General features: G+C 37.2%; 22 protein-coding genes. 1 reads left to right on the forward strand and 21 read right to left on the reverse strand.

Translation table 11 applies throughout. The features are described 5' to 3' along the window. Positions 1 to 10: 10 nt before the first annotated feature. The 5 genes from plsX to B5P40_RS10495 form a co-directional block, all read right to left on the reverse strand. A complete protein-coding gene (gene plsX / locus B5P40_RS10475; RefSeq protein ID WP_002128828.1) occupies positions 11 to 1,003 on the reverse strand; it encodes a phosphate acyltransferase PlsX in 993 nt (330 codons plus the stop codon). Then, on the reverse strand, positions 1,000 to 1,593 hold the full coding sequence (gene fapR, locus B5P40_RS10480; RefSeq protein WP_000747354.1) for a transcription factor FapR: 594 nt from the start codon (positions 1,591 to 1,593) through the stop codon (positions 1,000 to 1,002). Before fapR ends, plsX begins: the two co-directional genes overlap by 4 nt. Before the next feature lie 88 nt (positions 1,594 to 1,681). Then, positions 1,682 to 3,730, reverse strand: coding sequence for an ATP-dependent DNA helicase RecG (gene recG, locus B5P40_RS10485; RefSeq protein WP_002014510.1), 2,049 nt, complete (start codon positions 3,728 to 3,730; stop codon positions 1,682 to 1,684). 423 nt (positions 3,731 to 4,153) lie between these two features. Continuing rightward, positions 4,154 to 5,830: a DAK2 domain-containing protein gene (locus tag B5P40_RS10490; protein ID WP_002014508.1), complete on the reverse strand. Its 1,677-nt coding sequence runs from the start codon at positions 5,828 to 5,830 to the stop codon at positions 4,154 to 4,156. A 22-nt stretch (positions 5,831 to 5,852) separates the two neighbouring features. Beyond that, positions 5,853 to 6,215, reverse strand: coding sequence for an Asp23/Gls24 family envelope stress response protein (locus tag B5P40_RS10495; RefSeq protein WP_002014507.1), 363 nt, complete (start codon positions 6,213 to 6,215; stop codon positions 5,853 to 5,855). 378 nt (positions 6,216 to 6,593) lie between these two features. Between B5P40_RS10495 and rpmB the strand changes: the two genes are divergently transcribed. Then, positions 6,594 to 6,782: a 50S ribosomal protein L28 gene (rpmB, locus tag B5P40_RS10500; RefSeq protein ID WP_000124776.1), complete on the forward strand. Its 189-nt coding sequence runs from the start codon at positions 6,594 to 6,596 to the stop codon at positions 6,780 to 6,782. Between the two features lie 73 nt (positions 6,783 to 6,855). On the opposite strand, the gene spoVM is transcribed toward rpmB, so the two are convergent. From spoVM to B5P40_RS10580, 16 genes are all read right to left on the reverse strand, one after another. Further along, positions 6,856 to 6,936 (reverse strand): stage V sporulation protein SpoVM, encoded by an 81-nt coding sequence (gene spoVM, locus B5P40_RS10505; protein WP_001213599.1) that lies wholly within the window; start codon positions 6,934 to 6,936, stop codon positions 6,856 to 6,858. A 66-nt stretch (positions 6,937 to 7,002) separates the two neighbouring features. After that, a complete protein-coding gene (locus B5P40_RS10510) occupies positions 7,003 to 7,683 on the reverse strand; it encodes a thiamine diphosphokinase (RefSeq protein WP_002014506.1) in 681 nt (226 codons plus the stop codon). Between the two features lie 100 nt (positions 7,684 to 7,783). After that, on the reverse strand, positions 7,784 to 8,428 hold the full coding sequence (gene rpe, locus B5P40_RS10515; RefSeq protein ID WP_002014505.1) for a ribulose-phosphate 3-epimerase: 645 nt from the start codon (positions 8,426 to 8,428) through the stop codon (positions 7,784 to 7,786). Positions 8,429 to 8,430: 2 nt separating this feature from the next. Further along, positions 8,431 to 9,312 (reverse strand): ribosome small subunit-dependent GTPase A, encoded by an 882-nt coding sequence (gene rsgA, locus B5P40_RS10520; protein WP_002014503.1) that lies wholly within the window; start codon positions 9,310 to 9,312, stop codon positions 8,431 to 8,433. Positions 9,313 to 9,582: 270 nt separating this feature from the next. Continuing rightward, complete coding sequence (pknB, locus tag B5P40_RS10525) at positions 9,583 to 11,556, reverse strand: Stk1 family PASTA domain-containing Ser/Thr kinase (protein WP_113709235.1); 1,974 nt, start codon at positions 11,554 to 11,556, stop codon at positions 9,583 to 9,585. A gap of 8 nt (positions 11,557 to 11,564) precedes the next feature. Then, positions 11,565 to 12,317, reverse strand: a complete 753-nt coding sequence (locus B5P40_RS10530; RefSeq protein WP_002014501.1) for a Stp1/IreP family PP2C-type Ser/Thr phosphatase — start codon at positions 12,315 to 12,317, stop codon at positions 11,565 to 11,567. A 4-nt stretch (positions 12,318 to 12,321) separates the two neighbouring features. Next, positions 12,322 to 13,410 (reverse strand): dual-specificity RNA methyltransferase RlmN, encoded by a 1,089-nt coding sequence (gene rlmN, locus B5P40_RS10535; protein ID WP_002014500.1) that lies wholly within the window; start codon positions 13,408 to 13,410, stop codon positions 12,322 to 12,324. Between the two features lie 4 nt (positions 13,411 to 13,414). Next, positions 13,415 to 14,749 (reverse strand): 16S rRNA (cytosine(967)-C(5))-methyltransferase RsmB, encoded by a 1,335-nt coding sequence (gene rsmB / locus B5P40_RS10540; RefSeq protein ID WP_002128834.1) that lies wholly within the window; start codon positions 14,747 to 14,749, stop codon positions 13,415 to 13,417. Beyond that, positions 14,746 to 15,690, reverse strand: coding sequence for a methionyl-tRNA formyltransferase (gene fmt, locus B5P40_RS10545; RefSeq protein WP_002014498.1), 945 nt, complete (start codon positions 15,688 to 15,690; stop codon positions 14,746 to 14,748). Before fmt ends, rsmB begins: the two co-directional genes overlap by 4 nt. 22 nt (positions 15,691 to 15,712) lie before the next feature. Continuing rightward, positions 15,713 to 16,183, reverse strand: a complete 471-nt coding sequence (def, locus tag B5P40_RS10550) for a peptide deformylase (RefSeq protein WP_002014496.1) — start codon at positions 16,181 to 16,183, stop codon at positions 15,713 to 15,715. An 11-nt stretch (positions 16,184 to 16,194) separates the two neighbouring features. Further along, positions 16,195 to 18,603, reverse strand: coding sequence for a primosomal protein N' (gene priA, locus B5P40_RS10555; RefSeq protein ID WP_113709236.1), 2,409 nt, complete (start codon positions 18,601 to 18,603; stop codon positions 16,195 to 16,197). Continuing rightward, entirely contained in the window at positions 18,600 to 19,805 is a 1,206-nt protein-coding gene (coaBC, locus tag B5P40_RS10560; protein ID WP_002014494.1) for a bifunctional phosphopantothenoylcysteine decarboxylase/phosphopantothenate--cysteine ligase CoaBC, read from the reverse strand. Before coaBC ends, priA begins: the two co-directional genes overlap by 4 nt. A 197-nt stretch (positions 19,806 to 20,002) precedes the next feature. After that, positions 20,003 to 20,215 carry a DNA-directed RNA polymerase subunit omega gene (gene rpoZ / locus B5P40_RS10565; RefSeq protein WP_002014493.1) on the reverse strand — a complete coding sequence of 71 codons (213 nt, stop codon included), beginning with the start codon at positions 20,213 to 20,215 and terminating at the stop codon, positions 20,003 to 20,005. A 2-nt stretch (positions 20,216 to 20,217) separates the two neighbouring features. Continuing rightward, a complete protein-coding gene (gene gmk, locus B5P40_RS10570) occupies positions 20,218 to 20,835 on the reverse strand; it encodes a guanylate kinase (RefSeq protein WP_002014492.1) in 618 nt (205 codons plus the stop codon). A gap of 13 nt (positions 20,836 to 20,848) precedes the next feature. Beyond that, positions 20,849 to 21,112: an extracellular matrix/biofilm regulator RemA gene (gene remA / locus B5P40_RS10575; protein WP_001251456.1), complete on the reverse strand. Its 264-nt coding sequence runs from the start codon at positions 21,110 to 21,112 to the stop codon at positions 20,849 to 20,851. A 67-nt stretch (positions 21,113 to 21,179) separates the two neighbouring features. Beyond that, complete coding sequence (locus B5P40_RS10580; protein WP_002088227.1) at positions 21,180 to 22,055, reverse strand: YicC/YloC family endoribonuclease; 876 nt, start codon at positions 22,053 to 22,055, stop codon at positions 21,180 to 21,182. Positions 22,056 to 22,138: the final 83 nt, after the last annotated feature.

Below are 22,138 nucleotides of genomic sequence, written 5' to 3' on the forward strand. Positions count from 1 at the left end.
AATCCTCCTCTTATTGAAGCGGCTCCTTCTCCATTACACTTGAAATTGTAGGAATTACTTCTTTCGCTACCATTTCTCTCGTTTGACGAATCGCACTAAATATCGATTGGTCATTAGAAGAACCGTGAGCCTTAATGACAGGAGCTTTCAATCCAAACAACGCCGCTCCCCCATACTCCGAATAATCCATTTTATCTTTCAATACCATAAGTTTTGGTTTTAATACCGCTGCTGCTAATTTGCTCGTAAACGAACTCATTAATTGTTCTTTTAACATAGAGAATAACGCAAGTGCTGTTCCTTCTAATGATTTTAGCGCTACATTACCCGTAAAACCATCACATACAACAACATCTGCTACACCTTGCAATAAATCTCTTGATTCAACGTTTCCAACGAAATTAATTGGTGCATCCTTGAGCATAGCAAAGACTTGTTTTGAAAGCTCGTTTCCTTTACCATCCTCTGTTCCAACGTTTAAAAGTCCAACGCGTGGATTTTTAATTCCTCTTACCTTCTCTGCGTAAACAGAGCCCATTACTGCATATTGATATAAATGAATTGGTTTTGCATCAACGTTGGCTCCAACATCTAACATAACAAAACCTTCTCCATCAACAGTTGGCATTGTAGGTGATAAAGCTGGTCGTTCAATTCCTTCCATACGACCAACAACAAACAATCCAGCTGCCATCAAAGCTCCTGTACTACCTGCTGATATACAAGCATCCGCTACGCCGTCTTTTACTTGCTGCGCCGCTAGTACCATTGAAGCTTGTTTTTTTCGACGAACCGCTCTTACTGGTTCGTCTGTCGATTCAATTTTTTCGTCCGTATGAAGTATAGTAATTCGCTCTTCACTCGTTAAATATTGACGAATTCCCTCTTCTTTCCCTACTAACGTAATATGTAAATCTGAGTATTCCTTAATAGCTTTCATTGCTCCTAATACTACAGCCTTTGGTGCATGATCGCCGCCCATTGCATCTATTGCGATTTTCATAAGTTGTTACCTTCCTCACTATAATTACTAGATCGATACATTTCAAAAGTGCCTGTAAAGACAAGTTCTTCTCCAACAAAACTACGCACTTTGACAACCGTCCGTCCTTTATCATTCTCTACATCTTCAACACGTACTTTTGCAACAACACGCTCTCCTAATTTTACAGGACGAATATATCGAATGGTGGACTTTGCAGTTAAAGCTAATTCTTCATCAATAACCGCAACAGCTAGTGAGTTTGCTTGTGCAAACAAATGATGCCCACGAGCAATTTGATTTCTTTTAAATACATGTTCTACCTTTACTTCAAAGATAGAAATCGCATGTCTATCTAATTCTATATCAATAATTTCTCCGACAACCTCTTCTAACGGTAAAGATTTCACGTCTTCTTCATGTTGTTTTGTAGCCACATGCTTAATTCGTTCTCTTAATTCAGGAATAGATAATTCCATACGATCAAGACGAACAGTTTGTATGCTCACTTGAAATTTTTCCGCTAAATCTTCATCCGTTATAAAAGGATTCGTTTCTATTGTTTGTTGTAATAATTCTTGTCTTTCTTTTTTACTTCTTCTTTTTTTCATACCGCACCATCCATTTTTATGACTAGGTACTAAAAGTAGTATATAATCATTAAAAGTAGAATGCAACAAAAACTTTTGCAGACTACTTTTAATCGAGCTTCTCTCCCTGGAACACACCTGTCCCATCAAGATAAGTACGCAGCGAAGCATACTGATCATTATGCCAAAACGCTTCTGAATCAACTAGTATCGCTGCATCTTGTCTTGCTGTTTCTAACGCCCGATAATCATGTACCATATCAGCAACCTTAAATTCTGGTAGACCACTTTGCTTACTTCCAAAGAAATCCCCAGGACCTCGTAACTCTAAATCTTTTTCTGACAATACAAATCCATCATTTGTTTCAGTCATAATGCGCATTCTTTCTTTTCCCGTTTCTGATTTCGGGTCCGCAATTAATAAACAATATGATTGTTCACTACCACGCCCAACACGCCCCCTCAGTTGATGGAGCTGTGATAAACCGAAACGTTCCGCGTCATAAATAACCATAACAGTCGCATTTGGTACATTCACGCCTACTTCAACAACTGTTGTCGACACAAGAATTTGCACTTTATTTTCACTAAACTGTCCCATTATCTCTTCTTTTTCTTGAGATGATAGTCTCCCATGCATTAATCCAACTTGGCATTTCCCTTGATAATGATGAGTCAGCATACTATGTAAGTCGATAGCATTTTGTACATCAAGCTTCTCAGACTCTTCAATAAGAGGGCAAATAACATATGCCTGTCTTCCTTTTTTTATCTCTTTCTCCACAAAGCCGAGGACACGATCTAACATATCATGTTTTGCCCAGTACGTTTCGATTACCTTTCTACCAGCTGGCATTTCGTCGATAATAGAAACGTCCATCTCTCCAAATGCAGTGATAGCTAACGTACGCGGGATTGGGGTCGCCGTCATAAACAATACATCTGGACTTTCACCTTTCTCACGTAAAACCCGGCGCTGCGCCACACCAAATCGATGCTGTTCATCGGTAATAACGAGACCTAACCTATGAAATATAACTTCGTCTTGAATTAAAGCGTGCGTTCCAACAAGGATGTCTACTTCTCCCTGTTCTAATCTCGACAAAATTTCTCGACGTCTCGCACCTTTAACAGAACTTGTTAGCAATTCAACCTTCATACCGAAATGTGAAAACGTCTCCGCGAGCGACTGATAATGTTGCTCGGCTAAAATTTCTGTAGGAACCATCAAAGCACCTTGATAATGAGCCAATTTCGCCGCATAAAGAGCAATCGCAGCAACAACTGTTTTCCCAGAACCTACATCCCCTTGCAATAATCGATTCATTCGGTACGGAGATATCATATCTTTCATTATTTCATCTACAACCCGGCGTTGTGCGCCAGTTAATGGAAACGGAAGCGCATCAGTAAACTCTTGCAATTCTACTAATGAAATTTCCTTTTTCGTCCCTTTCGAGTTTTCCCTTTCCATTTTCCGTAATGTTTGCATTTTCAACTGAAACAAGAAAAACTCCTCATATACAAAACGGCGACGCGCTTGCTTTAAGTCTTCCTGTCCCACTGGAAAATGTAACCCTCTGAGCGCTTCATAGCGTGATAATAATTTATATCGACTTAACAAACCATCTGGTAACACTTCGACTATAGAATCTCCATACTCCTTAAATGCTTGTGCAACAAACCGGCGCATCTGTTTTACTGTCAGTTTTCCTTTCACTGAATATACAGGTTCTACTTCTTGTTGTCGTACAACCGGTCCAAAATTCAGTTCTGATACAGCAATTGTTTGGCGATGCTGATCCCATTTACCAGTAATCGTTACCGTTTCATCTAAATTTAACTTTTGTTTATAGTATGGTCTATTAAAACATACAGCTGTAATTAAATAACGACCGACGAGAACACGAACTGTAAGACGTGACTTCTTCTTCCCATAATATTGCAGTAAAGGAGCACTATGAACTTTCCCCTCAACCGTTACACGCTCGTCATGCTTTACTTCAGCAAGATCTTTCATCGCATAGTCTTCATAGCGGTACGGAAAATGTTCTAATAGATGAGAAACTGTATAAATTCCCATCTCGTGTAACAACTCAGATGTTTCTCCTCCGATTCCCTTTACATCCGTAACAGGAACTTGTACAACTTCATTCAAGATTCTCACGCTCCGTCACATTATTTTCTTTGATTCATTCTATTGATTATCCATTATTATCATTGACATCTGTAATCGCTCTCTTTCACCTTATATATTCTATCATAGGCATTCTAAGAGAAACTACTCTAATCCCTCTATATAAAGTGAAACTATAATCAGTGGGCGCTTACGGGCAGTTAATCTCCCACTTAACTTCTTTGCTCCAGCCGAATATAGGGGTGGAAGTTTTACTGCCCACAAATAGCGGGATAAAACAAAGTTGTACAATACGTAAGAAAAGAGCCTCACTATTAGCAGCAAGGCTCTTTTCTATCATCAATATGCTAGCCTTTTGAATAAAAACTAGTAATAAACTTCATATCACTATTTCTTATCCATTAGCAAGTAAGTAACCCATTTATTTTCAAATCGAATCTTTTCTTATTCTACAGAGAAGATGAAAGAATACACCGGTTGGTTCCCTGCATGTACTTCTACTTCTGCATCTTCAAAGTTCTCTTCTACAAACGCAACTAATTTAGCCACTTCTTCATCTGTTGCATCTTCACCTTGTAGAATCGTTACGATTTCAGAATCCTCATCAATTAGCGCTTCTAGTAATTGCTTTGCAGCTCCTACTTTCTCAGCATTTGTAGATACAATTTTCCCATCTGCAATACACATGAAATCATCTTTTTGAATCGCTACACCGTCAATTTCCGTATCACGAACAGCATACGTAATCTGACCTGTTTTCACATGAGCTAAAGCTTCTTTCATGTTTTCTTCATTCTCTTCTAGCGTTCCAACTGGATTAAATGCTAACATTGCAGCCATACCTTGAGGAACTGTTTTTGAACGAATAACAATAACTTCTTGTTCTACAACTGATGCTGCTTGTTCTGCTGCCATCACGATATTCCCGTTATTTGGTAAGATGATGATTTTTTCAGCATTCGCCTCTTCAATCGCCTTCACAATATCCTCCGTACTCGGATTCATCGTTTGGCCACCTTCGATAACTTTCGTTGCACCAATGCTCTCAAATAGAGTTTTAATACCCGATCCCATAGCTACAGTTACAATACCATACGGTTGTTTCTCTATTGGCTGATTCGTTTGTTCAGGTACCATGCTAGGTTCATCTAATAAAGCAGTATGCTGTTCACGCATATTTTCTACTTTGATCTTAATTAGACTACCGTAACGTTGTCCATAGTTCATAGGATCTCCAGGATGTTCCGCATGAATATGAACCTTTACAACCTCATCATCCGATACAACAAGTAGTGAATCTCCGTACACACTAATATCTTCACGGAATTTTTGTTCAGAGAAATTATGTTCCTTCATTTTTCCAGGCTCTAATTTCACCATGAACTCCGTACAATATCCATACTTAATATCTTCTGTACTCAATTGGCTTTGTACACTACGGTGATGTTCTGCACGTACCATGTCATTCATAGATGGTTGGGCAGGCATATCAGAAGAAATCGTTTCTCCTTTTAAGTCAGCTAAAAATCCTTCATATACAACAACAAGACCTTTACCACCGCTATCTACAACGCCAACTTGTTTTAATACAGGTAATAAATCTGGCGTACGATTTAACGATGCGTTTGCTTCTTTTACAACGTCTTCCATAAACAAAACAAAGTCGCGCTGTTTTTTCGCAACTGTCACTGCATATTTACCCGTTTCTCTTGCAACCGTTAAAATCGTTCCTTCAATTGGTTTCATAACCGCTTTGTAAGCTGCCTCTACTCCAGCTTCTAAAGCTGCAGCAAAATCAACTGTCGTTAATTCTTCTTTTTGTTCAATGGATTTAGAGAAACCACGGAATAACTGAGATAAAATAACCCCAGAGTTACCACGAGCTCCCATTAATAATCCTTTGGCTAAACTTACACCGACTTTACCAGCATGCTGCGAAGGATTTGCTTTCACTTCACGTGCGCCTGAAGTCATTGATAAGTTCATGTTTGTACCGGTATCGCCATCTGGAACTGGGAATACGTTTAATGCATCAACAAGCTGAACATTATTTGTTAAATTATTGGCTCCTTGAATGATCATTTGTGATAAACGTTTTCCATCAATTTTTTGAATTGACACAGATTTTCCTCCTTAATGCACATTACAAGTTTATTACTTTAACTCCTTGTACGTAGATGTTTACAGAATCTACTGCTAGTCCTACAGTTTGATCTAATGTATATTTCACTTTAGTCTGCACGTTATGTGCTACTTCTGAAATTTTCGTACCATAGCTCACAATAATATACATATCAATATGTACTTCATCTTCATTTTTACGAACAATAACGCCTCTAGTGAAGTTTTCTTTTCGTAAAATTTCTGTTAATCCATCTTTTAACTGATTTTTTGATGCCATACCTACGATACCGTAGCAATCTACTGCGGCACCTCCAGCAATTGTTGCAATTACATCTGTACTAATATCAATTTGACCGTACTTCGTTTTAATTTCAATTGACATCTCGTTTCCCCCTTCATAAATGGTGAAAGTGAGCTAGACTACTTTAGTTACTATCATATAATCTTTTTAAAGAAAATTCCATCGTTCTTTCTTTTTCACTCTCATATTTTATGTTTTAAATTACATTTTTTTATGATGAGCAAAATAGTCCATTGTTATTATACAACATGTACCACTATAATATGTCAAGCAATTTTTCTTGATTTCACCTTTTCTTCATTGACATATAGTGTCAAGTATTTTTTCTTGATTTCTTTTTCCTACGGTGTTGCATTCTCTTTTTAGTTGTGTTAAATTATAGTAGTGTTTTTAGCATCGCATAAAAGACTAATATTGAAAAATTACGTATGTTACGGTAGTTAAGGGAGGGAAATATAAATGGCTCGTGTTTGTGCTATCACTGGAAGAAAAGCTCGTTCTGGTAACTCTCGTTCTCACGCAATGAACGCTACAAAACGTAAATGGGGCGCTAACCTTCAAAAAGTTCGCGTACGCATCGACGGAAAAGTTCAACGTGTTTACGTTTCTGCTAGAGCATTAAAATCTGGCAAAATCGAACGTGTTTAATAATAAAAAAAAGAGCCGCTAGGCTCTTTTTTTATTATACCATTGGAAAAAGCACCGGTAATAGGTGCTTTTTTTAGTCTTTTTTGAAGGTATTTAACATCGCACGAACAATTCCACCAAGAAATTTAGGTAACTTAATTGTATAAAATCTCATGGTTTCCCTCCTAATCCCCATTACTCCACTTGTTCACTATATGATGCAAGGAGCAAAATTGTTTCTTCAATCAGTGCTTCTTATCATCATTAATATGCCAGAAGTGAATGAAAAAGTACCTTTTTCCTCAACGAGTTCATTACTAATACAAAGTGTCGATCCCCACTCTATTGTTTTATTAGTAAGGGGATACTTAAAACCGTGAAGTGTAATACCTTCTACCCTTTCAGTAACTGGTACAAATGATACGTATGGAAAATGTTCGTTTCCTTCAATTATATACATACCAAACTTTTTCACCATTATTTCATTTTTATTGTCCACAATACACATTTCTATATTTACTTCTAATCCCTTTAAAAGCATCTGAATATTTGCTAAACCATGATCAAGTCTTCCACCAGTAGCACCAAAAATACGAATTAATTTTGGTTTCTGTTCTAAAGCCCAGCTAATTGCAATTTCTAAATCTGTTTGATCTTTTTCTCGCGGGACGATATGTAATTCATTTGTTTGTTGCCTCATCCATGCTAATTCCTCATCAGTAACTGAATCATAATCCCCAAACGCAACAGCCGGAGTGATTCCTCTTTTCAACAAACGGTACACTCCTCTATCAACGGCCGCCCAAACTACTTCTTCATTTTCATACCGCGAAAAATCTGCGCAGTATTCTGCAGGTCCTCCCGCTAAAATATGAATAATCATTTTTCCTTCCCCTTCTATTGTAAAAAGGCAATCTGCCATTCGGTAGATTGCCTTTCTCCTTATTTGCCACTCTAACATGTATAAATAGTGAAGTCTTAATGAACTAGAAGCTTCACTAGGATAAAGGTTCGTTCATTCTTTATCCGCGAATTACACGAATTGCTTCACCGCGGTCTTTTTGATTGTATACTGCTGATCCCGCTACAAGAACATTCGCTCCTGCTTCAATACAAAGTCTTGCCGTTTCAGCGTTGACACCACCATCAACTTCAATTTCCACTTCTAGATTTCGCTCTTTAACCATTTCTGCAACTTGTTTGATTTTCGGTAATACAGAATGAATAAACTTCTGCCCGCCAAATCCAGGATTTACTGTCATAAGTAATACCATGTCTATATCTTCTAATACATGCTCAATCGTTGAAACTGGAGTATGCGGATTTAATACAACCCCTGCTTTAATGTCATGAGATTTAATTAACTGAATTGTACGATGTAAATGAGGACACGCTTCTACATGAACAGTAATAATATCCGCTCCCGCTTTTGCGAAAGTTGGGATATAGTTATCAGGATTTTCAATCATTAAATGTACATCTAACGGTAATGATGTAATCGGACGGATTGCTTCTACAATTAATGGTCCAATCGTAATATTTGGTACGAAATGCCCATCCATTACATCGACGTGAATGTAGTCAGCTCCGCCTTTTTCTACATCTTTAATCTCTTCCCCTAATCTTGAAAAATCTGCTGATAAAATCGATGGTGCAATTTTAATCATGACTAATACCTCGGCTTTCTCTCTCTAATTTCTTCTACGAATTGTTTGTAATTCTTATAACGATATTCGGTAATCTTTCCTTCTTCAACCGCAGCTTTCACCGCACATTTCGGTTCAGCAAGGTGTGTACACCCTCTAAATTTACAGTATTGGCTCGCTTCTTTCAACTCTGGAAAACAATATGTAAGATCTTCTACCTCTATATCTATGAAATCAAGCGAACTAAAACCAGGTGTATCCGCAACAAGTCCGCTTCCAACTGTAATTAATTCTACGTGTCTTGTCGTATGCTTTCCACGTCCTAAATGTGAAGAAATATCATTAGTTTTCAATTCTAAATCTGGACGTAATACGTTTAGCATTGAAGATTTCCCAACACCAGATTGGCCTGCAACGACGGAAATACAACCTTCTAAGAATGGTTTCAGAATATCAATACTTTCCGATGTATTTATAGAAGTAAACAACACATCATAACCCATTTCACGATAATCATTTGCATAAGATTCAACAGTTTCTCTCATTTTTTCATCTACTAAATCCATCTTACTAATACAAATAATTGGTTTAATGTTATGATATTCAATTAATACTAAAAATCGATCTAACAGTCCTGGATTAAAATCTGGTTCTACCGCAGAGAAAACAAGAATAGCTTGATCAACATTAGCAATAGGAGGTCTAACAAGTTCATTTTTCCGATCAAATACTTCTAACACATAACCTTCATTCGGATTATCCGCTTGAAAAACAACTTGGTCTCCTACAAGTGGCGTAATTTTATTCTTTCTAAATACACCACGCCCACGACATTGTGTAATCCCTTCCTCATTCTGCACATAATAAAACCCACTTAGAGCTTTTACAATTTTTCCTTCTGGCATATAATTCTCCTTTATTTTGTATAAAATGAAACTGCAATTAAATATGAATAGACTAGCGTTCTTTAAACAATTAGTTCAAAGCCCACCAAATATATATCCAGGTTCATATATTTAATCTACCATCAAATTTGAAATATTATTTACAACAGTATCACTTTTACAGCTTTTTGAATCATATATTTTTGCCTGTTATACAGTCCACGATGTAGACAGCATAACAGGCAAGAGTAATAAATTCCATTTTCTATATAAGGAGGATGGAATTCACTATTATTGAGCTGGATATGGTACTTCCTTGTCCATAATCGTTACTCCATCTCGGACAATTTTATAGTGTCCCTTTGCACCTTCTTGAATTACAAATTCTAAAGAAATAATCGCTGACTCAGTAATTGTTCTCGTTTCAACTGGTTTATCCATTTTTTGCTGCATATCTTCTTTATAAATTTCTATTGTTTGCGGCTTTTTCTCACCTGTTGCAGAAGCTTCATATGGGATAGAAATGTTATCCACTTTTACCGTTTTCGTCACTTTAGGCTTCGGACCACCGGAGATAACAATCGATACTTTATCTCCTTCTTTTAAAGGTGTCCCAGGCTTTGGTAACTGTGAAATAACAAGACCTTTATCAACCGTATCTGAATACTCTCTTTTTATATCAGAAACAAGCTTTCTTTCATTTAAATAACCTTTTACACTATTTTCAGTCCATCCTGAAAAATCACCTGGTCTTATTTGATAAGGTCCTTTACTTACCCAAATTTTCAGTTCTTGTTCTGTCTCTATAACCATTTGATCAGGCGTTGGTATTTGCTCTACAATTTCACCTTTCGGCTTATCATTTTCAATATAATTTATTGTAACTTGTTTATATTCTTCTTCTAACTCAGCTCTTATACTCTCGAAATCTTTTCCTGTCAAATCACGCATCTTACTTTTCTTTTTCCCACCTGATTGATAGATAGTAATTTTAGAGTTTTCTTTCACTACTCTTCCTGCTATAGGATCTGTTTTTATCACTTTTCCGGCTTCAACATCATCTGTATATACAAGATTAGGTTCAGTAACTTCAAAACCTTTTTCAACTAATGTATTTACAGCTGTCGTATATTTCATACCAGCCACATCAGGAACCTTCACATCTTTCGGAATAAAGAAGCCTGGAATAACAGTAAGTGCTAATGTTATCCCTATCGCTAAAAGTAAAAATGTTGTAATTAAAACTTTCAGCCATTTATTATTTCGCTTTTTCTTCTTACCTGATTTGGTCTCTTCTTTTCTTACTTGTTCATCCACTTTACTTCCTTTTAATACAATCGTTTCATCACTTACATTTTGAAATAGTTGTTCTTGTTGAATAATTGGAATCGCTTTCGTTGCTTCCATATCTTCTGGTATGTAAAATGGTTGTTCATTTATTCGTTCTGGGTATAGCGCTGTTTCAATATCTCGTTTCATCGCGTTAGCAGATTGATATCGATGGAACGGATCTTTCGCAGTTGCCTTTAATATAATATTTTCAACACTTTGTGGAATATTGTCATTCCATCTTTTTGGAGATGGCATTTCATTTTGTAAATGTTTTAACGCAATTGCAACAGCAGATTCACCAGAAAACGGTTGTCTTCCTGTTAACAATTCAAACATAACAATCCCAAGTGAATAAATATCTGATTGTTTATTCGCTATACCGCCGCGCGCTTGTTCTGGTGATAAATAATGCACCGAACCGAGCACCGAATTTGTATGTGTAATTGTTGCTGCACTTGTAGCTGTCGCAATTCCAAAGTCTGTTACTTTGACCACTCCGTCATCTCGAATCAAAATATTGTGCGGTTTAATATCACGATGTACAATCTCAAAATGATGGGCGTGTGCCATAGCGGACGTTAACTGCTCCATTATATCAAGAGCCTCTCCTATCGGTAACATCCCTCGATCAATTATGTATTGCTTCAATGTTCGTCCAGGTACATATTCCATTACAAGATAATATATATCATCCTCTTCCCCAACATCATACATATTCACAATATTTGGATGCGACAACGTTGTAACAGATTGCGCTTCTCGATGGAAACGTTTAATAAACTCTTCGTTATTTGAATAGTCGAGTCTTAATATTTTTACCGCTACATCTCGGCCGAGTATATCATCATGAGCTAAATATACATTGGCCATTCCTCCACCGCCAATCATTTTCAGCAGCTTATAACGGTCATTTAAGCGTTTTCCAATCAGCACGTTGCACTTCACCTACTTTCGTTTGTCGAATCCGTATAATCAATAATAACGAGGGTAATATTATCTTCTCCACCACGATCATTTGCTAATTGAATGAGATGCTCTCCCTTCGCCTCGAGCTGTTCATTCAATTGTAAAATTTGTTGCATATCAGCAATAGAAACTTTGTTAGACAATCCATCTGAGCAAAGAAGTAATTGATCATCTTCTTCAAGCACCAATGTTTTAACATCTAATCCAACTGTTTCTTCATTTCCTAATGCTCTTAACAAAACATTCTTTTTCGGGTGATATTCTGCATCTTCCTTTGAAATTTCGCCATGTCTTACAAGTTCATTTACAAGCGAATGATCTTCCGTTACAAGCGTCATTTTCCCCTCTGATACCATATAACACCGACTATCTCCTATATGACCTATCGTCACAAAATTCGATGTACAAATGGCTATTATAAGTGTTGTTCCCATGCCATTACATTCTGCATGCTGCTTAGAGTAAGCATATATGCGCTCATTAATAATTCCAACGTTAGTATGTAACCACTTTTCTACCTTTTTAGGCTCATTCATATTATGCGTTTGCTTCCAATAATCATGGAATAATTGAATAGCCATCGAGCTAGCTACATCGCCAGCTCGATGACCTCCCATTCCATCTGCTACTACCGCTAAAATATTTCCATCTAAATTGCGAAAAACTCCTGCACTATCTTCATTATGTTGACGAACTTTTCCTTTATCCGATAGAAACACGGCTTTCATCTAGTCACCTCGTCTCTTCTTTGCGCTCCTTTGCACGCAACTGACCGCAGGCTGCATCAATATCATGACCTTGTTCACGGCGAATGGTTACATTCACTCCACGATCTTTTAGCGTCTTTTCAAATAAGAAAATTTGCTCTCGTGGCGTACGTACATAATCACGTTCTGGCACGTAGTTTACCGGAATTAAGTTTACATGACATTTTACACCTTTTAAGAGCGCAGCAAGTTCTTCAGCGTGCTCAACTTGGTCATTTTCTCCTCCAAATAAGCCATATTCAAATGTAATACGACGCCCTGTTCTATTTACATAGTATTTAACAGCTTCCATTAAATCAGGTAGCTTATAAGCACGGTTGATCGGCATTAATTTTGAACGTATCTCTGTATTTGCAGCATGCAATGAAATCGCAAAATTAATTTGCATATCTTCTTCAGCGAACTTATAAATTTTTGGAACAATTCCACTTGTTGAAACTGTCATATGTCTTGCACCAATATGAATTCCTTTTTCATGATTTACAATGCGTAAGAATGACATTAAGTTATCATAATTATCAAATGGTTCTCCAATTCCCATAACAACAAGAGAACTTACACGTTCTTCTGTTTCATCAAGCGCACGCTGAACTTCTACTACTTGCGCTACAATTTCTCCAGCCTCTAAGTTTCGTTTTAACCCACCAAGTGTAGAAGCACAGAACGTACAGCCAATGCGGCAACCCACCTGTGTTGTTACACAAATGGAATTTCCATATTCATGTCGCATTAGTACAGTTTCAATAGAGTATCCATCGTATAACTGGAATAGGAATTTAATCGTTCCATCCGAAGACGTTTGTTTTACTAAAGTGTTTAAAGTAGTAATATCAAAGGAATTCGACAATTTATCGCGCAATCCTTTAGCAAGGTTTGACATATCCTCATAATTTTTTACACGTTTTTTATATAGCCAATCAAAAATTTGTCCTGCACGGAACTTAGGTTCTCCTTGTTCCTTTAACCAATCTTGCATTTCATGAAGTTGTAAAGAATAAATTGATGGTTTCTTTGTTTCTAGATTTTTCTTTTGTTTTTTTACAGTCGTTTCCATGATGCTACACCTTCTTTCTTAAACAAGCAATATAAAAGCCATCTGTTGCAAAATAATGCGGTAAAATTCGTACTTGACCTTCATCAATATACGGATTTAACTTTTCTGGCATGCGATCTTTTATCGTAGTATCCCATTCAAATTCAGGATGCTCTTGTAAAAATTGCTTTATTACTTGTTCATTTTCTATTTTTTCAATTGTGCACGTACTATAAACAAGGCGACCACCTTGTTTTAACAATGGTGCTATTTTTTCTAGTATCGCAAGTTGAATCGTTGATAACCTTTCACTATCGCCCTTATCTTTACCTAACTTAATATCAGGTTTACGTCTAATAACACCAAATCCAGAACATGGTGCATCTACTAATATTTTGTCAAAAGATTCATTTGCAAAATGCTCTTGAACTTTTCTAGCATCTAAAGCCATCGTTTCTACATTTTCTAAACCAAGTCTCTTCGCCTGTTGTTCAATTAAACGTACTTTATGTGCGTGTAAATCAAGCGACATTACCTTACCAGTTCCGTCCAAACGCTCTGCAATATGAGTTGTTTTTCCGCCAGGAGCAGCACAACTATCTAGAACTGTATCTCCTTTATTCGGTTCTAAAGCACGTGCTACAAGCATTGAGCTTTCATCTTGAATAGAAAGGAAACCTTTTTTGAACGCTTCTGTATGTGCGACATTTCCTCTTTCAATTTGAATTGCATCCTCTGACAATTCGCCACGTTTTGCTTCTATACCCTCATCAGCTAATAACGCAACCGCTTCTTCTACCGTTACTTTATCAACATTTACACGTGCTGTTGGTACAGGTGGCAACATATTTACTTCACACATTTTCTCTGCTGTCTCTAAACCATATTCGGATGCCCATTCTTGTACAAGCCACATTGGATGACTCGTTGCAATCGCAAGTCGTTCTACTGGATTTTCGATTTCTTCTAACGAAGGTACACCTTCTCGCTGAATCGAACGCAATACTCCGTTCACCATGCCTGAAATCCCTTTATGCCCACGACGCTTTGCAATCTCAACTGCTTCATGAATAGCCGCTCTTTCTGGAACTCGGTCTAAATATAGCATTTGATATAGAGATAGGCGAAGCAACACTCTTACCCACGCTTCAACCTTTTTTCTTAAAAATGGTTGTAAATAATAATCTAGTGTGTCACGACGTTGAATTGTTCCATATACCATTTCAGTTAATAAACCAATATCTTTTCTGTCAATTGTATTTTTTTCAATCAAATTATTTAAAAGTAAGTTGCTATATGCACCACTTTTTTCTACTTGAATTAAGCCATCCAGAGCTAACTCACGAACATTTTGTCTCATGCATTTTCTCCTAACTTCGTACCAATTTCAGGTTTTGTTCCACGTAAAAATTGTGAACAACTCATACGCTTTTTACCAGATGGTTGCAATTCAGTGATTTTAACGCCTGTCTCGTTCCCTGTTGCAACAACAAACCCATCTTCTTCAAGAGCTACTATTGTACCTGGTTCAGCTTTCTCTGTAATAGAGACCTTCTCTCCCCACCATACTTTAATAACTTGTCCTGCCAAAGTCGTATAAGCAACTGGCCATGGATTCAATCCGCGAATGTGATTGTATACTTCTTCACCTGTTTTTGTCCAATCAATTATCTCTTGCTCACGTTTTATATTATATGCAAACGTCACTTCAGCTTCACTTTGTTTAATTGGTTCTAGTTTACCCTGAATTAGTAAAGGAACCGTTTTAGATAAAAGGTGTGCTCCTGCTTCGCTTAACTTATCAAATAATGAACCTGTTGTTTCACGCTCTTCAATTTCTACTTCTACTTGCGTTAATATATCGCCCGCATCTAATTTTTCTACCATATACATAATTGTAATACCTGTTTTCTCTTTACCTTCCATGATCGCATAATGAATTGGTGCACCACCGCGAAGTTCTGGAAGTAATGATGCGTGGACATTAATACATCCATACTTTGGCGCTTCTAAAATTTCATTCGGTACGATTTGTCCAAATGCTGCTGTTACAATTAAGTCTGGCTCTAGTGCTAATACTTTTTCATATTCGTCTTTTTCGCGAATTTTTAACGGCTGTACTACTGGAATACCATGTTTCTCCGCTTCTACTTTAACAGGAGTAGGTGTTAAAACCTTTTTTCTACCAACTGGACGATCAGGTTGCGTTACAACACCAACTACGTCATATCCGTCCTCGATAAGACGACGAAGCACCGGCACAGAAAAGTCCGGTGTCCCCATAAATACTACTTTCATCATTCAAAAACCGCTCCTTTTAAACCTATTCTAATTCGCCTGCTTCATAATACCTTTTCACTTTAGATGTAAATAAAACACCGTGTAAATGATCGATTTCATGCTGAATTGCACGCGCTAAGAAGTCATCCGCTTCTAATAAAAATATTTTACCGCGACGATTTTGTGCACGTACTTTAATGTAATCTGCACGCTCCACTTCACCATAAAGTCCCGGAAAGCTTAAGCAGCCTTCGGGACCTACTTGTTCACCACGTTTTTCTAAAATAACAGGATTAATTAATTCAATTTTACCCGTATCATCACCTATATCAACAACAGCAACTTGTAAGCTTACACCCACTTGTGGCGCAGCTAGACCAACTCCGTCTGCAATTAACATTGTTTCATGCATATCTTTTAACAATTTCACTAACTTTTTATCAAAGTTAATTACTCTTTCGCATGGTGTTTCTAACACTTCATTTGGATGCTTTACAATTTCTAAAACTGCCATATTTCCCTCCGCTACATTAACATTGTTGGATTAAAATCAATTGAGATTTGTAGCTCTTTTTGCATTTCTGCTTGATAATGTTCATTTACCATTTTGAGCACGTTCTTTAAGTTTGGTTCCCGTTTGTATTTTATCATGCATTGGTAACGATATCTATCTTTTATCCTTGGAATTGCTGAAGCAACCGGCCCTAACACCATTGTTTGCCTTGAACAATGCGTTCGTAAATGACCGACAATTTTTTCCGTCACTTGGACTGCCTTTAATAACTCCGGATGAGATACAGTTACAAGTACAACGTAGTAATATGGCGGATATTGTCTCATTTGCCTCATTTGCATTTCGTGCTCATAAAATACATCATATTGTTGATTCTTTGCTAATTCTACACTGTAATGTTCCGGCGTATACGTTTGAATTACAACTTCACCTGGCAATTCATGTCTTCCTGCACGTCCACTTACTTGTGTCAATAGCTGATACGTCTTTTCACTCGCCCGAAAATCAGGTAGATGAAGCATCGTATCCGCCGTTAAAACGCCAACAAGCGTCACCTTCGGAAAATCAAGCCCTTTTGCAATCATCTGTGTCCCAAGTAATATATCTGCTTTCTCTTCACCAAACGCCTTTAATAATTTTTCATGCATTCCTTTACGGCTTGTTGTATCCACATCCATTCGAATGACCCGCGCCTCAGGAAATAGTTTTGTGATTTCTTCTTCAACCTTTTGCGTCCCTGTACCAAAGAAACGAATATACGTACTATTACAAGCAGGACACTCCGTTGGCATATTTTCCTCATGACTACAATAATGACACTTTAAACGATGGTTCATTTTGTGATATGTCAACGAAATATCACAATGCGGACATTGTACGACATACCCACAATCACGACACATCACAAACGTAGAATGACCCCTTCTATTTAAAAAGAGAACCATTTGTTCTTTCTTTTCTAATCGATCTGCTATTTTTTCATGCAGTGCCTTTGAAAACATTGAGCGATTTCCATCACGAAGCTCTTCACGCATATCAACAATTTCTACAGTCGGCAAAGCTTGTTTGTTCATACGTTTTTCCATTGTAAGCAACCCATAGACACCTTTTTTCGCTCTAGCAAACGATTCAAGTGTCGGCGTTGCACTTCCGAGAACGATTGGACACTTATGATATTGTCCTCTCCACACTGCTACATCTCTTGCATGATACTTTGGGTTATCCTCTTGCTTATAACTTGATTCATGCTCTTCATCAATAATAATGATTCCTAAATTTTCAAATGGAGCAAAAATAGCTGAACGCGCACCAACTACAACTTTCACTTCTTTTCTTAATATCTTTCGCCATTCATCATATTTCTCGCCAACAGAAAGCGCACTGTGAAGAACTGCAACTTGCGAACCGAACCTACCTTTAAAGCGATCTACCATCTGGGGCGTTAGCGCAATTTCAGGAACAAGCACAATTGCTTCTTTTCCTTTCTCGAGCACCGCTGCTATAGATTGTAAATACACTTCAGTCTTACCACTTCCTGTAACACCATATAGTAAAAATGGATTGTAAGTTTCATTTGTAATTGATGACAAAATCGGTGTAATTACTTGTTTTTGTTCCTCAGTAAGCGGAAATGGTTTCGTTTGTTCAAAATCATCATCGTCATACGGACTCCGGTATACCTCTACATACTTTTCTGAGATTAGACCCTTTTTAACAAGTGCTTTTATTGGAGCATCTGTTATTTGTAATTCTTCTGTTAAATTTTTTAACGGTACACTTTTGTAGTTTTCTACAAAATAATAGAGTACATCTTGTTGTTTTTTACTTTTCAGTTCAAATGCTGCTAATTCCAATTTATCTGCCGGCAACTCCGGTTGAACTACTCTTTGTTTCTTCTTCTGCACTTTATCCTTTACTTGATAAACCACTTCAGTCGTACCATTTTTAATTTCTTGTTGAATAGTGCGATATAGGTGCGGCTGTGCTTCGATAACTTCCCAATCTATCGTTTCCTTCCCTTGAAATAAAGAAAGAATTTCTGGTGCTACTTCTTCTTCTCGGTTACGAAGTTGCAGACGCTTTTTATATGTTGCTTTAATCGCCGTCGGAAGCATCACCTGAAAAGCTGAAATCATATAACATAACGTTTCACTTGTAAGCCAATACCCAAGTTTTAATAATTCATCATTTAAAACCGGAGTGACATCTAATATTTCATACAACGCTTTTAACTTTTTACTTTCTAGTTCAACCGAATCCTTTATGCCAATAATAAAACCTTGCAATTTCCTCGGACCGAATGGGACTACTACACGCATTCCTGTTTGCACGATATCTTCCCATTTTTTAGGGATAATATAATCAAACGGTCGATCTGTTTGACGTGCAGGTACATCAACAATTACACTTGCAAACTTCATACATAATCATCTTCTAACATCATTTCTATTTGCTTTAATATTTCACGAGCCACTTCTTTCTTCGTTAAAAGTGGTAGCTCAATGATTTCTCCATCTTTTCTATACATTGTCACAATATTTGTATCCGTACCAAATCCAGCTCCTTGCGCTTTCACGTCATTCGCAACAATCATATTTGCATTTTTCTCACGTAATTTTCTCGTTGCGTATTCCTCTATGTTTGTCGTTTCAGCTGCAAAACCGATAAGTAACTGTCGGTCCTTCTTCTCACCTAACGTTTTTAAAATATCCACTGTTCTTTCTAATTCAATTACAGCATCGCCATTTTTCTTTTTCATTTTATTATCATGAACATATTTCGGACGGTAATCTGCAACGGCTGCTGTTTTGATGACAACATCCACACTCTGATAATGCTGAAGGACTGCCTCTAACATATCTTGTGCAGATTCTACTTGTATTGTTGTGACATGTAATGGTGACTCTAATGCTGTCGGTCCTGACACAAGTATGACATCAGCACCTAAGCCTGCTGCAACTTCTGCGATCGCATACCCCATCTTTCCAGAAGAAAAATTCGTCATAAAACGAACCGGATCAATCTTTTCACGTGTCGGTCCAGCTGTTATTAATATTCGTTTTCCTTGCAATGGTTGTTGTTCCGAGAAAGCCTCTTCTAATCGTCCAATAATTGCTTCAGGTTCTTCCAGTCTTCCTTTTGCTACATAACCACATGCTAAAAAACCTTCCCCAGGCTCAATAAATGTATATCCTAATGTTTTTAACGTCATCATGTTTTTTTGAACAATTTTATTTTCATACATATGCACATTCATAGCAGGTGCAATCCACACTGGAGCTGTAGTAGCTAACAAAGTAGTTGTAATCATATCATCAGCAATACCGCCAGCTAACTTTCCAATGCAATTAGCTGTAGCAGGTGCAACAAGTACAACATCTGCCCAATCCGCTAAATCAATATGAGCAATAACAGCGGAGTCTCTCTCATCAAACGTATCCGTATATACATCATGGCGAGAAAGTGCTTGAAATGTAAGAGGCGTAACAAACTTCATTGCCGACTCACTCATCATTACTTTTACAAGAGCGCCAGCTTGTGTCAATTTACTTGTTAACGCAGCCGCTTTAAAAACTGCAATGCCTCCTGTTACACATAGAAGTATCTTTTTCCCTTTTAGCATATGACTCGTCCTCTTTCTTTTTCAAACTTATTCTACTGAAATAGAATTTCCAGCTCGTCAGTACCAGTATTTCGTTCCGTCTTTTTCGATTCCTTTTCATCCCTATCGTAAAAAAATAACAACCTACTTGTAAATAGGTTGTTACCGTTACATAGAAAATTATAAAGTCTATGTTTTAATTTGTCGAAAAGAATGTCTTAATCAATTATTGTGTCATCGCTTGGTACATATTTTAATACTTCTAAATCGATTTCTTCTAATGCTTTACCTACACATTTATAAGAAACAGGCTTTTCAATAACACAATTGTCAGCAATTTGCATTTCACGTGCACGCTTTGCAGCTACTGTTACAAGTGTATATTTAGAATCGATTTTTGTTAATAATGAGTCAATTGATGGATTTAACATAATTATAGACCCTCCGTCATTTCTTTATAGTATTTTGCCACTCTTTCGCGGCGGCAATGTTCACCAACCACAATTGCTTTAATTCGGTCGCAAGCTAATTCAACTTGATCGTTTTCTACAACATAGTCATAAGCGTCCATCATTTCGATTTCTTCTTTCGCTACAGTTAAACGATTTTCAATAACATCTTCAGTTTCTGTACCACGGCCGACAATTCGGTTCTTTAGTTCAGATAAACTTGGAGGTGCTAAGAAAATAAATACACCTGCTGGGAAGGCTTTCTTAACTTGAATTGCTCCTTGCACTTCAATTTCTAAGAACACATCTTTTCCTTCTTGTAACGTTTTTTCAACATAATCAATCGGTGTTCCGTAATAATTACCAACGAACTCAGCCCATTCAAGTAACTTTTCATTACGAATCATTTCTTCAAATTCTTCTCTCTCTTTAAAGAAATAATCCACACCATCTACTTCACCTTCACGCGGTTTACGTGTCGTTACTGAAATAGAGTACTGAAAACGTGTGTCTTCATGGCTAAACAGCTCTTTTCGAACCGTTCCTTTCCCGACACCAGAAGGTCCCGAAAGAACGATGAGCAATCCTCTTCTACTTCTCATAAATATGTAAAACCTACCCTTCCTCACTTAAATCTTCTTTATTATTCAAACGATGTGCAATCGTCTCTGGCTGAATTGGACTTAATACTACATGCCCATCATCCATAACAATAACCGCCCTTGTTTTTCTCCCATACGTAGCATCAAGCAAAGCATTATGTTCACGCGCTTCCTGTACTGTCCGTTTAATAGGAGCTGACTCCGGACTTACAATAGCAATAATTCGATGAGCAGATACAATATTTCCGTATCCAATATTTAAAAACCGCATGGCCATAGTTTGCGCCTCCTAGTAAGTCTATCCGATTTCTCCACCACGTATAACTTTATATATTTTTTGAAAGCTACTCAATATTTTGTACTTGTTCACGAATTTTTTCAAGGTTATTTTTCATTTCTACGACATATTTTGAAATTGTTAAGTCATTTGCCTTAGAACCTATCGTATTAACTTCCCTATGCATCTCTTGCACGATGAAGTCCATTTTCCTTCCAACAGGCTCTGTAATTTGCAGTGCTTCACGAAATTGATCTAAATGACTTTGTAATCGAACTAATTCTTCGTGAATATCTGAACGCTCTGCAAATATTGCTACTTCTGTCAACAATCGTTGTTCATCTAAATCTTGGTTATGTAATTCTTTTAAGCGATTTTCTAATCGTTCACGATATTTTTGTGTAACAATTGGTGCATGTGGAATAATTGCATTTACACAATTATGAATCTCTTGCAAACGATATGCTATATCTTTATGTAATCGTTCTCCTTCGCCATCTCTCATCGTTTTCAACATATGAGCAGCTTGACGAACAGCTTCATATAAACCGGTTTCAAATTGTTCATTTACATTTTCTATTTCTTCAACTGCCGTTACTTCTGGCATTCCCATTAGTTGCCCGAGTGTAATAGAATCTTGTAATTGAAATTTCCCTTTTATATCTTCCATAATGGATTGGTACTGCTTGAGAAGTTCCCAATTCACAGTTAGTTTTCTTTCAACAAGCCCTTCGCCTGTTATACTAATAGACACTTCAATACGTCCACGGCGAACTTGCTTTGCAATTATTTTACGAATCTTGTCTTCAAACGCCATCATTTGCTTCGGAAGCCGAATACTCATTTCTAAAAAACGATGGTTCACCGACTTCATTTCTACTGTTATTTGAAAAGTATCGTTTTCTACCTTCGATCTTCCAAATCCTGTCATACTACAAATCATCTTTATCACATCCAAGCCATGAAATAACTCAATGAAAAAGGCAATAGAGATGCGACTCTACTACCTTCTGTAAATTATATCAT

Source organism: Bacillus sp. SRB_8 (genome assembly GCF_003264205.1).
GTDB lineage: Bacteria > Bacillota > Bacilli > Bacillales > Bacillaceae_G > Bacillus_A > Bacillus_A mycoides.